Source organism: Vibrio jasicida 090810c, from assembly GCF_002887615.1.
GTDB classification, from domain to species: domain Bacteria; phylum Pseudomonadota; class Gammaproteobacteria; order Enterobacterales; family Vibrionaceae; genus Vibrio; species Vibrio jasicida.
Window position 1 is genome coordinate 838783 of record NZ_CP025792.1, and the last position, 12587, is coordinate 851369.

A 12587-nucleotide genomic window follows, 5' to 3' on the forward strand; every position below is an offset into this window, starting at 1 on the left:
ACGCTCTATGTATGGCAAGTAAAGCAGTTTCAATTTAAAATTGGAACCCCGATCAGCACATTTATCGCACAAATGTATCATTGTTCACGCTAAATGCTGCTTTTTTACGCAAAAGTTAAGATTTCCTCCAACTTTTCACACCTTAGTAACAGAACGTCTCGTTATAAAATTCATTTCACGATACAAAATCATCCTCCTCTAGTGGTATGAAAATAGTTTCCCGTTCCGCCATTTACGCTTAATATCCATATTGGGTTTATTACTTTTGGCGACTATGGACAAGTTCTATCATTTTCTCACTCTAACTGGCATCGGCCTTTACTGGTTTTTGGTTGCTGGTGTTACGATCCGTGTCGTATTAAAACGTCGCGCTGTTAGTGTTTCTCTTGCATGGCTGATGATCATTTATATTCTGCCAGTGCTTGGCGTCGCTTGTTATTTTCTATTCGGTGAGCTCAACCTCGGCCGCAAACGTGCAGAACGCGCAAAAGAGATGTTTTCACCATTCCAGCGATGGTTCACTCAGTTAAATGACTGCAACGCGCATGTCCCTGAAGCAATGGGACGCCATATCTATCGTATTGATGAGCTGTGCAACAATCGTCTTGGTTTACCTGCATTAAGTGGGAACACGCTTTCTCTACAACAATCGCCTAACGAAATTCTCCACTCGATTATCGAAGACATCGAGAATGCTGAACACAGTATTCGCATGGTTTTCTATATTTGGCATCCCGGTGGTTTAGCTGACGCTGTTGCTTCGGCTTTGATTCGCGCTTCTAAACGTGGCGTAGACGTAAAACTGCTACTCGATTCAGCGGGCAGTCCACGCTTCTTTCGCAGTCATTGGTATAAAATGATGAAAGACGCAGGCATCGATGTTGTGCAAGCGTTAGAAGTAAAAATGTGGCGTATCTTCCTTCGTCGTTTGGATTTACGCCAACACCGTAAGATCATCGTGATTGATGATGAGATCGCTTACACCGGTTCGATGAACTTGGTTGACCCCGCCTTTTTCAAGCAGAACAGTGGGGTTGGGCAGTGGATCGATATTATGGTGCGAGTCACTGGACCGACGGTAAATGTTTTAAGCGCTATTCATTGTTGGGATTGGGAAGTAGAAACTGGTGAACGTTATTTTCCTAAGCATCCAGAATGTAGAATCGACAATAAAGAAGACGAGTTTCAGCATCCAATCCAAGTGGTGCCGTCTGGCCCTGGTATGCCAGAATATTTGATCTACCAAGTACTCACATTAGCCATCAACCAAGCGAATCGTTCCGTCAGAATCACCACGCCTTACTTCGTGCCAAGTGCCGATCTATTGGAGACTCTGAAAATGACCGCGCAGCGCGGCATCGAAGTAGAACTTATCATCCCACACAAGAATGACTCTATGATGGTTCAATGGGCTTCGCGGGCATTCTATGACGAGTTGCTCGTCGCTGGGGTGAAGATTTACGAATTCTATGGCGGGTTACTGCATACAAAATCAGTCGTGATTGACGAGCAATTCTGTTTGGTGGGTACCGTAAACATGGACATGCGCAGTTTGTGGCTTAACTTCGAAGTAACACTGGCTGTCGATGATGAAGAGTTCACAAAACAGATGTCGTGGCTGCAAGACAGCTATATCAAACAGTCCCATACCGTTGATAGAGATAAGTGGGAAAAACGCAGTATTTTCTCTCGCTTCTTAGAGCGTGTTTTCTACCTGTTTAATCCATTGCTGTAGCAAATACCCAAAATAACAAAACTTCCTCGAAAACCGACAGCCATAAACTGTCGGTTTTCTTTTTCTTATTCAATCAATGCTTCTGTTTTTCGACCTATCCTCGGAGGAGTCGTTTGAAGTTAAGTTTTCCCTTGCAAACCACCCATCGTCCATGTTTTAAATATTGAAAATCGTAAATTAGACAGGGAAATTTTATGTCAGAGGGCAAAAAGACCAAATTCGTTACTGCAGGCCGTGATAAGAAGTGGACGAATGGCGTGGTCAACCCACCAGTACAACGAGCTTCAACTATCGTGTTTGATACAGTTGCTGAAAAGAACCAAGCAATGATTAACCGAACCAACAAAACACTGTTTTACGGACGTCGTGGTACGAATACTCACTTTGCTTTCCAAGATGCGATGGTGGAAATCGAAGGTGGTGCTGGCTGTGCACTTTACCCTTGTGGCACGGCCGCAATCTCGAATGCGATTCTGTCTTTTATCGAAACCGGCGACCACATTTTGATGGTGGATACTTGTTACGAACCAACCCGCGATTTCTGCGATACCATTATGAAAAAAATGGGTGTCGAAACGACTTATTTTGATCCTATGATAGGCGAAGGTATCCGCGACCTAATTCAGCCAAACACCAAGGTACTTTTCCTTGAGTCTCCGGGTTCTATCACTATGGAAGTCATGGACGTTCCGACTCTAGCAAGCATTGCACACGAAAAAAACATCATCGTAATGCTTGATAACACTTGGGGTGCCGGTGTGAATTTCTCACCATTCGAGCACGGTGTTGATATCTCTATCCAAGCAGCAACCAAGTACATTGTTGGTCACTCAGATGTAATGCTGGGTACGGCGGTTGCGTCTGAGAAATACTGGGACCAGCTACGCGAACAAAGCTACCTTATGGGACAATGCGTTTCTCCTGATGACGCATATCTTGGTCTGCGCGGTATTCGTACTTTGGATGTTCGCTTACGCCAGCATGCAGAGAACAGCCTGAAAGTCGCACAGTGGTTGGCAAGCCGCCCTGAAGTCGATCACGTTCGTCACCCTGCCCTAGAAAGCTGCCCTGGTCATGAGTTCTTTAAACGCGACTTTACTGGTGGGAATGGCTTGTTCTCATTCATATTGAAAAGCTCGTACCCGAAAGCCACCACCGCACTGTTGGATGGCATGAAACACTTCAACATGGGTTACTCATGGGGTGGTTTTGAGAGTTTGATTTTAGCTAACGAGCCAAAGAGCTTTAACAGTTTGCGCACAGTGGCGAATCCAAACTTCGAAGGCACACTTGTCCGTCTGCACATCGGTCTTGAAGATGTTGAAGATCTCATTGCCGATCTTGAAGCAGGCTTCGAGCGATACAACGCACTCGTACTAGAAAAAGAAGCCTCTTTATAAGCATTCAGAACAATTATTAAATAGCCTCGTACTGCGAGGCTATTTTTTTGCCGCTCATTACAGAGTTACTAACCCATTGTCTTAATTAGAATTAACTAACATTCTAATATTCATAAATTCAATGTTAATCATATCTGTTGATTTTCTTTTGAGTAATCACAGATTAAAACAATGTGCCACAAACGAACTTCTCAACCGCAAAACTTATCTCCTATTTTATAAAACTCACAAGAGGTCATACCACAAGGAGATAGTTTTGAAACTCAGATTCATAACAACAATGCTTTTCGTTTTAAGCACCCTACCCTTTGCATCTGCCAACGCCAGTGGGTACACGGAGACTAAATATCCCATTGTTCTTGTTCATGGGTTGTTTGGCTTTGATACCTTGGCCGGTGTCGATTACTTCTATGGCATACCACACTCTCTGACCAAAGATGGCGCAACGGTTTATGTTGCCCAAGTGTCTGCGACCAACAGCAGTGAAGCTCGCGGTGAGCAGCTATTAGCACAGGTTGAAACGCTGCTTGCTGCAACAGGCGCACAGAAGGTCAACTTGATTGGACACAGTCACGGAGGCCCAACAACACGCTATGTCGCCTCCATACGCCCTGACTTAGTGGCATCCGTTACCAGTATCGGAGGAGTAAATAAGGGCTCTAAAGTTGCAGATATTGTGCGCGGTACGGTGCCTGAAGGCTCTATCAGTGAAGGCGTGGCTGTGAAGTTGGCAGAAGGGCTCGTGACATTGATTAACCTACTTTCTGGTGGCACAGACCTCGACCAAGATCCATTGGCCTCTTTAGAAGCTCTAACCACCGAAGGTTCTTTGGCGTTCAACCAATATTATCCGGAAGGTATCCCTACCAGTGAATGCGGAGATGGTGATTTGTTGGCATCGAATGGCGTGTATTACTACTCATGGACGGGCTCTTCGAACTTTACCAATCTATTTGACCCTACTGACGGCGCAATGGTCGTCTTAGGCTTAGCATTTGATGGTCCGAACGATGGCCTTGTCGGGGCATGCAGTACTCACCTAGGTAAGGTGATTCGAGACAACTATAAGATGAATCATCTGGATGAAATCAACGGATTGCTTGGTATTCATCACTTGTTCGAAACTGACCCAGTCACACTGTATCGTCAGCATGCAAATCGCTTGAAACTGCAAGGTCTATAAAAAGGAACTTATCATGAAGAAAGCCGCTCTTGTCATTGTGTCCGTTGTATCACTCATTAGTGTAGGAGCGGTTTATTTGTATCAACCTCAGTCAGCGCAGCCAATAAAGGCGCATTCACAACAAGATACTACAGTTGATCTTTCCTCCCAGAAAGACTTCTTTGAGTACTCATTGAGCAGTCTTGGGGAGCAAAGCCTTGAAGAAATCAAAGCCAACGTAAAAACCGGCGAATCACAATCAAATTCACTGGGTATCAACGCAGAACTGTTCGAAACTTACCTCGCCTACAAAGAAGCGTTATCCAAGCTAGAACCGTTTGAAGGAAATTCATTGTCATTGATGGAGTTGAAACAACTGAACAACACCATCTTGTCGATGCAGAGCGAATTTTTTACTGACGAACAAATCGCTCAACTTTTCGATGAAGAAAATCGCTTACGTCAGTTAGCAATAGATAAACTCGCCATTCGGGAAACCCAATTAGACGCTGACTCTCAAAAACAAATACTCGAAGAAAACCTCGCCTCTCAACCTGAGTACATTCAACAAAGTGAGCGCAATAACGCGCTAGTGATTGAACTAAATCAGACCTCGGAAATGTCTGCACAAGAGAAGTATTTGGCTCGTGTTGATTTGGTGGGCGAAGAAGGCGCCGAACGACTACAGGCTTTGGATGAACAACGAGCATCGTTTAATGCATCACTCAACGATTATTTAGAGAAACGAGCGGAGATCATCAACAATGATTTCCTCGGTAAGGAAGAAAAGAAAACAGAAATCGCTGGATTAAGAGAGCAAAGCTTCGAGCAAAACCAATGGCGTCACGTCGAAGCTTTAGAAAGAATTCATGATAGTGAAGCGAACAACTAGTTCGATGTCTAGTTAGGCTTTTTAGGACAACCAACAATGTGGTCGTCGACCATGCCTACGGCTTGCATAAAGGCATAGCAAATGGTCTCACCAACAAACTTAAAGCCTTTCTTCTTAAGGAACTTACTCATCGTTTTGGACTGTTCTGTCGATACTGGCACTTGGCTCATATCTGTCCAGTGATTCACGATTGGCTTGCCATCGACAAATTGCCATAGCGCAGCGGAAAGGCTTCCGTATTCTTCAATCAATTGCTTGGCCGCTTTGGCATTGCTAAATACCGAATTGATTTTACCGCGATGCTTGACCACATCGAAGTTCTCAACGATGAACTCTGTACGCTCTTCATCGCGTTGAATCAACTTATCTAAATCATAGTGCTCAAACGCTTCACGATAGCCTTCTCGCTTTTTCAGGATAGTAATCCAACTCAAGCCAGCTTGCGCACCTTCTAACGTGATGAACTCAAACAAAACGGTATCATCATGAACAGGCACTCCCCATTCCGCATCGTGATATTCACGTTCAAGTGGGTGGTTCATCGCCCATGCACACGTTCTATGTTCCATACTTTTATCCTTATAAAAACGCCTCTGACAATCGGTCAGAGGCGTTTTTCAAACTTAACTGAGTTAAGCGGTTACTTTGGTAATGCCACTCTGTGGAATAGACGATACAACACTGGTACAACAATTAGTGTCAGTACGGTCGCAAAACCCAAACCAAACATGATGGTTACTGCCATTGGTTTGAAGAAGATATCCGGTAGTAGAGGAATCATACCAAGAATGGTAGTGATTGCCGCCATACATACCGGGCGCACACGACTCACCGCGGCATCAACTACGGCATCGTACGCTTCTTTACCCGACTTCATTTCAATCTCAATCTGGTCAAGCAGTACAATACCGTTCTTCAGAACCATACCAGACAAACTCAAGAAGCCCAGCAGCGCCATAAAACCAAATGGTGTATTCAAGGCCAATAAACCTGTCGTCACACCAATCAATGCCAGAGGTACCGTTAACCAAACAATCAAAGGTTCTTTGATTGAGTTGAACAAGAAAATGGTGATCAAGAACATGAACAAGTAACCCATCGGCATCGTGGTGAACAACGATGCTTTAGCATCACCAGAAGATTCATATTCACCCCCCCACTCTAGAGAGTAGCCTGGTGGCATTTCGATCGCTTCAATCTGAGGTTGTAGGCGTTTTTGTAATGTTGCCGCCGTCTCTTCACCCAAGATATCTGGATCTGCCATCACCGTTAGCATACGCTTGCGGTTCTTACGCACGATGATTGGGTCTTCCCAACGCATGTCGTATCCCATAGTTACTTGTTGTAGAGGGATAAACTCACTCTGTGCTGGACTCCAAATCTTCATCCCTTCGATGTTGCGAATATCGATACGCTCATCTTCTGGTAGACGAGCAACAATTGGCATTAGCGTTGTACCATCTCGGTAAAGACCGATGCTCATGCCCGAAAACGACATTGAAAGGAAATCGTCCACATCTGATTTGGTGATACCGTAACGGCGTGCTTGGCTTTCATTAAACTGAGGCTCAAGTACCTGAGTACGTTCACGCCAATCATGACGAATGTTTGTTGCACCTGGATCGGCGTACATCACATCCATCACTTGCGCAGCGATAGTACGTAGCACTGTTGGATCAGAACCGATAACACGTGCTTCAATTTTCGCACCGCCACCAGGGCCCAATTCAATTTGTTTCAGCTTGTAGTTGATCTCTGGGTAATCAGATTTCAAATGCTCTCTAAAACGTTCCATTAACGGGGCTAGTGCTTCGTAGTTATCAACTCGAGTAGTGATCTCACCATAAGCCGCGTAGCTTTTTTCTGGTGCGTAGGTCAGCATGAAACGTTGCAAACCTTTACCCGCCGTCGTCGTGATGTGGTCTACATGGTCCTGTTCTGCCAACCAACCTTCTAACTCCTGCAACGTATCGTTAGTCGCTCGAATATCGGTGCCTTCCGGTAACCAAACATCCAATTGGAAGATAGGTGTCGTTGAAGATGGGAAGAATGCTTGTTTCACGTGCGTAAAGCCGTAAACGCTCGCGGCCAAACCTGCCACCAAAACAACCACGGTGAACCAAGCTCGGCGCATACAGAAGCTGAGGAACTTCTTGTACATGACAAAAACAATACCGTTGTATGGGTCGTTGTCTTCGCCTTCACCACTTTTGATTTTCTGCCCTTTAAAGAAGATATCAGCAAAAAATGGGGTTAACGAAATCGCCGTAAACCAACTTAACATCAGAGAGATAAGCAACACGGTAAACAGGGTGCCACAATATTCACCCGTCGAGTCTTCTGATAAACCGATTGGTGCAAACGCCGTCACCGCGATCACCGTTGCACCCAATAGCGGCCATTTAGTTTGCGTTACAATATCCGTTGCAGCTTGCAGTCTCGTTCTCCCTTTCTGGGTACCTATGAGTATCCCTTCCACGACAACGATGGCATTATCCACCAGCATACCTAGAGCAATAACCAAGGCACCTAACGAAATACGCTGCAAATCGATGGCCAGATACTTCATGAAGATGAAAGTGCCAAGCACGGTCAAAAGCAGAATTAGACCGATAAGCAGACCCGAGCGCAGCCCCATGAAAAACAGCAAAACGATAATTACGATACCAACCGCTTGAGCTAGGCTGATAACGAAGCCGCTCACTGACTTATCTACTTCTTTCGGCTGGTTGTAGATTTCTGAAATTTCAACACCAACGGGTTGTTGGTATTTCAGTTCTGCAACACGGCGATCAAATGCTTTACCCACTTCCACAACGTTCACACCTTGAGCGAATGAGACGCCCAAGTTCAACGCCAGTTCACCGTTGTAGTTGATGATGTTCGTCGGGACTTCCATGTAGCCACGTTTAATTTCAGCAACGTCTTTTAAGAAGATAAGACCTTGAGCACCTGATTCCGTGATCAACAAATCACCTAGCTCATCAACACTTTGGAACTCACCCGTCGGTTGAATACGAATGTACTCATTACCAATTCGAATTGCACCGGCATCGGAAACGACGTTTTGAGTCGAAAGTAAATTGAAAACCGTATTTGGTGATAGGCCAAGACTGCTCAACTTCTTCATCGAGATTTCAATGAAGACTTGTTCTTGCTGCTGGCCAGAAACCGAAACTTTGCTGACGCCGTCAACAAGTTCGAGTTCCCGCCTTAAATAATCAACATAGTCGAGCAACTCTTTGTAACTGTACCCATCACCAGTAACCGCGAGCAAAATACCGTACACGTCGCCAAAGTCATCGATAACCGATGGGTCATTTACACCCGGAGGCAGGGAGCCCTTTAAGTCATTTACTTTTCGACGCAGTTCATCCCATATCTGTGGTAAGTCATCTGGACCATAGTTGTTTTTCATGGACACGGTGATTTGCGACAAGCCTCGACTGGAGATGGAATTGACCTCATCAACATAAGTCAGCTGTTGAATCGCTTTTTCTATCGGATACGTTACCTCTTCCTCAACCTGTTGAGGCGTTGCGCCCGGATAAGAAGTAACAACCATTGCATCTTTGATAGTAAACGCAGGATCTTCTAAGCGTCCCAAGCCAAAGAATGCTGACACACCGCCGATCAAAAAGATCAGCGACACCATCCAACTGATAACACGGTTGCGAATAAAATAGGCCGCAATGCCAGTTACGTTATCATCATCTTGAGGCGCAGTATTTTTTTGTTCACTCATTGCGTTGCCTCCTGCTTAACCACTTCCACTTTTATGCCATCTCTTAATCGGGATACACCAGCAACAACGACTTTGTCATCAAGTTCTAGGCCATCAAGAATCTGAACTGAGGTTTGTGACGCTTTACCTGCACGCACTTGTTTGCGCCTCACGGTATTATCATCATTCAAAACCCAAACGAATTTATTTTCACGGCTCAGATCATCTCCATCGGCATTGAAGATCGCTTCAATGGGAACATTAATGCCGACGTTAAGCTCAAGACCCACCTTTTCATCTTTCGATGTCACGTCTACCGCCATACCATCAAGAATGTATTCGTTTTCCGGCATTGGCAGTGATAGCGTCACCGTAAAGGTGCCTGTATCAGGGTCAGGTTCTGTCGTGAACTCTTTGATTTTCGCCTTGTATTCATTGCCACTTGGCACACGAACGACAGCATTAATTGCCGTCAAACGCTCTTCAGTAGGAGGTTGGTTCACGTAAAGACGATCGGGGAGCTGAATAAGGACTTCAACGCGATCAACACTGTGAATGTTAACGATATATTGACCAACTTGAATATTTTCAAATTGATCGACATTAACACGGGAAATAATGCCGTCGACTGGCGCTTTAAGCTCAGTGAAAGACAAACGCAACTTAGCCAATTCAAGCTCAGCGAGCGCGATTTGGCGTTGTGCCGCAATTTCATCAAATTGGGACTTAGCTAATAAACCTTTTTTAACCAGCGGTGCGGAACGACGATATTGGCTGTCTACCACAGAAAAACGCGCAGATGCGTTATCTACGTCCAATTGATAATCGGTTGGGTCAAGCCTAGCAATGACATCACCTTTAATGACCTTATCGCCTTCTTTGACCAAAACACGACTTACCTCACCTGCCACACGGAAACTCAAATGTGAACGATCGGCAGCGTTGGCTATCGCAGGAAAATATAAGTTGTCATCAACGCGCTGCCCTTCTAAAGAAGCAACACGAACACGAGGGGTCTCCAATTCTCTTTCTGGGCCTTTTTCACCACAGCCTGCAAGTAACACGGCAGAGCAAAGCATGGTTAAAGCTATGATTCCTTTCATACTATAATCCTCGCTCCTTAACCCACTCACGAACCTTAATACCCGGCTCAATGACATTGACACCAGAGATAATGATTTGATCTCCATCCTCTAGCCCTTTTTCAACTTGCTGCTTGTCGTTCAAAGAAACCGAGACTTTTTCAACAATGCCTTGATCATTAACACGCCAAACGCAGGTTTTGCCATCTTCGGTAAACAGGGCTGAATCAGGAATTTTAGTCGCACCCGCGTTTTCAGACACAAGATGAACATTACCGGACATTCCTGGTAGGATGCCAACACCCTCAGGACGCTCCATTACCATTGTGACTTTGTAACTGCCAGTTTTAGGATCGGCTTCGGTATCAATTTCTTGGAATGTCACCTCAAAAGCGCGCTCAGGAAACGCATCAAATGTCATTGATGCATAAGCATTCGCACCCTGTGTGAATTTGCTGAGTAGATGATCAGGAAGCTGGAACAACACCTTCATGACTTGATTGGTTTGAATATTCATGACGCCTTCTTTTGCCGCCACATACTCATGATTTTCTGCTGGCAGATACGAAATCGTGCCATCGTAAGGCGCAACAAGCTTTGTGTACCTCAGGTTAGCTTTGGCCTGATTCCACTGAGCTTTCGCTGAATTGTGATTGGCTTTCGCCGCATCGAAGTCTTGTTCCGAAACCACTTGCTCTTTACGAAGCTTTTTCGAGCGTTCGTATTGAACATCAGCAAGGGTGTAATTTGCTCGGGCTTGTTTTTCGAGTAGCGAGTATTCGTCAGGGTTGAGTACGGCAAGCACATCACCTTTATTCACCATTTGTCCGGCATTGACTTCGATCGATTGAAGCAAACCAGGCACTCGGAATGCGAGAACGGCTCGATCTCCGGCTTCTGTAGTGGCAGGAAAGTGTCTTTCAAACTGTGCATTGCCTACAGTAACCGTAAAGAGTTTAGCGGGCCGAGATTCCGGTTCTGGGACTGGTGGTAGCTCTTTTCCACACCCAGAGAGAACCGTCATGACAGCGATTGGAATGAGCGCTTTTCTCATGTTAATTCATCCATTTAAGATCCATTCCTTTTAAGGTAGATGAATTTATGGTGTTCTTCTAGAGCATCGGAGCAAAAAAATTCTTTAAAAATAGCAATTTGAGACAAAAATAAAGCAGGCCGAAGCCTGCTTTATCAATAAAATCATAATTAATTATCAGAGCTTATTAAATTCTCTGTTTACACGATATGCGTCGGACGTGACATACGCTTCCATACTACGGATTTTTCCATCAAGGCGGCTAAAGTCACTTTCTAAAACACTCAACAGTTGGTCTGGGCTCTGGCCTTTCTGCCATGGTTTGCTCTTCAACGTATGCTCTTGGCGTGACTTGATATTCTCAGTATAAGTTACGGGCTGCTTTTCCAACATGAATGTCATTGCAATATAAGCCAGCAACACGAGAAAAGTACCACCAAGTAAGGCTGCCGATATCACGACGATCCGAATCAACCAAACTTCCGCACCAAAGTAATTCGCGACTCCGGCACACACACCGGAGATTTTGCCATTAACAGGGTCGCGATACAGCTCTCGTTTAATCATACTTTCGTCTCCACGTTGGGGATTCTGCATCTAAGATACGCTCCAATGTTTCAACGCGAGATTGCATCGCCTCCGCTTTTTCAGACAGTACCTGAAGACGCTCTAGATCTTGGCCCGACAGTGCACTATCTGCTTTGCGTTTGCTGCGATAGTGTAAGAAGAGCCATAGTGGAGCGACAAAGATTAAAAAGACAATCAATGGTCCAGTAATAATAAATGTCGACATGAATGGCTCCTTTCTTATTTATCGTTCGATGACATCTGTTCTTTCAGTTTTGCCAACTCTTTTTCAATTTCATCTTGTGCTTGCAGCTCTGCAAACTCTTGGTCTAACGATTTAGCATTACCAGTCTTTGCGTAAAGATCCGCTTCTGCTTCCATCTCATCAATTTTACGAGAGTATTGTTCAAACTTTGCCATCGCTTCGTTTGTACGACCTGCGTGCAATTGTTTTTGAACATCACGTCTGTTAGAAGCCGTTTGGTTACGAATCGCAAGCGCTTGTTGCTTCGCTCGAGTTTCTGTAATTTTGGCTTCCAACTTACCGATTTCACCTGTCAATTTTTCGATGGTTTCTTCAACGAGTGTTTGCTCAGTGTGAAGGCCTTTAATTACGTGCTCAAGTTTCTGCTTTTCAATCAAAGCGGCACGCGCTAAATCTTCACGCTCTTTTACTAGTGCAAGGCTCGCTTTTTGGCCCCACTCAGTAATTTGCTCTTCTAGTGCTTCCACTTTGCGAGCCAACTCTTTTTTGTCTGCAATCGCTTTAGCCGAGTTGGTACGCACTTCAACAAGTGTGTCTTCCATTTCTTGAATGATAAGACGGATCATTTTTTCAGGATCTTCCGCCTTGTCTAACAATGCACTGATATTTGAGTTAACGATATCTGCAAAACGAGAAAAAATACCCATAACGGAACTCCTCTTTCTTCCTATTTAAACTCGACAAGGTGGTCATTTACCTTGTGTCTCCCTTTACCTATATCAAGTAG

Annotated in this window: 11 protein-coding genes; 4 read left to right on the forward strand and 7 right to left on the reverse strand. The window is 44.8% G+C overall.

Annotated elements, in window-relative coordinates; all coding sequences use genetic code 11:
- The first annotated feature begins 274 nt into the window (after positions 1-274).
- The 4 genes from cls to C1S73_RS03970 all read left to right on the forward strand — a co-directional run bounded on the left by cls (position 275) and on the right by C1S73_RS03970 (position 5189).
- The gene (gene cls / locus C1S73_RS03955; protein WP_038873594.1) at positions 275-1735 is read left to right on the forward strand and encodes a cardiolipin synthase; all 1461 of its coding nucleotides are present in this window, start codon (positions 275-277) and stop codon (positions 1733-1735) included.
- A gap of 194 nt (positions 1736-1929) precedes the next feature.
- Positions 1930-3135, forward strand: a complete 1206-nt coding sequence (locus tag C1S73_RS03960) for a cystathionine beta-lyase (RefSeq protein WP_038873596.1) — start codon at positions 1930-1932, stop codon at positions 3133-3135.
- Between the two features lie 280 nt (positions 3136-3415).
- Positions 3416-4318 (forward strand): esterase/lipase family protein, encoded by a 903-nt coding sequence (locus C1S73_RS03965; protein WP_009705784.1) that lies wholly within the window; start codon positions 3416-3418, stop codon positions 4316-4318.
- 13 nt (positions 4319-4331) lie between these two features.
- A complete protein-coding gene (locus tag C1S73_RS03970) occupies positions 4332-5189 on the forward strand; it encodes a lipase secretion chaperone (RefSeq protein ID WP_038873599.1) in 858 nt (285 codons plus the stop codon).
- 8 nt (positions 5190-5197) lie between these two features.
- On the opposite strand, the gene C1S73_RS03975 is transcribed toward C1S73_RS03970, so the two are convergent.
- From C1S73_RS03975 to pspA, 7 genes are all read right to left on the reverse strand, one after another.
- Entirely contained in the window at positions 5198-5758 is a 561-nt protein-coding gene (locus C1S73_RS03975) for a DNA-3-methyladenine glycosylase I (protein ID WP_038873602.1), read from the reverse strand.
- 71 nt (positions 5759-5829) lie between these two features.
- The gene (gene vmeI / locus C1S73_RS03980; RefSeq protein WP_038873605.1) at positions 5830-8934 is read right to left on the reverse strand and encodes an efflux RND transporter permease subunit VmeI; all 3105 of its coding nucleotides are present in this window, start codon (positions 8932-8934) and stop codon (positions 5830-5832) included.
- Entirely contained in the window at positions 8931-10016 is a 1086-nt protein-coding gene (locus C1S73_RS03985; protein ID WP_038873608.1) for an efflux RND transporter periplasmic adaptor subunit, read from the reverse strand. The genes vmeI and C1S73_RS03985 overlap by 4 nt, the downstream gene beginning before the upstream one ends.
- 1 nt (position 10017) lies before the next feature.
- Positions 10018-11049, reverse strand: a complete 1032-nt coding sequence (locus tag C1S73_RS03990; RefSeq protein ID WP_038873611.1) for an efflux RND transporter periplasmic adaptor subunit — start codon at positions 11047-11049, stop codon at positions 10018-10020.
- Positions 11050-11205: 156 nt separating this feature from the next.
- Entirely contained in the window at positions 11206-11595 is a 390-nt protein-coding gene (pspC, locus tag C1S73_RS03995; RefSeq protein ID WP_038873614.1) for an envelope stress response membrane protein PspC, read from the reverse strand.
- Positions 11588-11821, reverse strand: a complete 234-nt coding sequence (gene pspB, locus C1S73_RS04000; protein WP_038873617.1) for an envelope stress response membrane protein PspB — start codon at positions 11819-11821, stop codon at positions 11588-11590. Before pspB ends, pspC begins: the two co-directional genes overlap by 8 nt.
- 14 nt (positions 11822-11835) lie before the next feature.
- Positions 11836-12507: a phage shock protein PspA gene (gene pspA / locus C1S73_RS04005; RefSeq protein ID WP_038873620.1), complete on the reverse strand. Its 672-nt coding sequence runs from the start codon at positions 12505-12507 to the stop codon at positions 11836-11838.
- Positions 12508-12587: the final 80 nt, after the last annotated feature.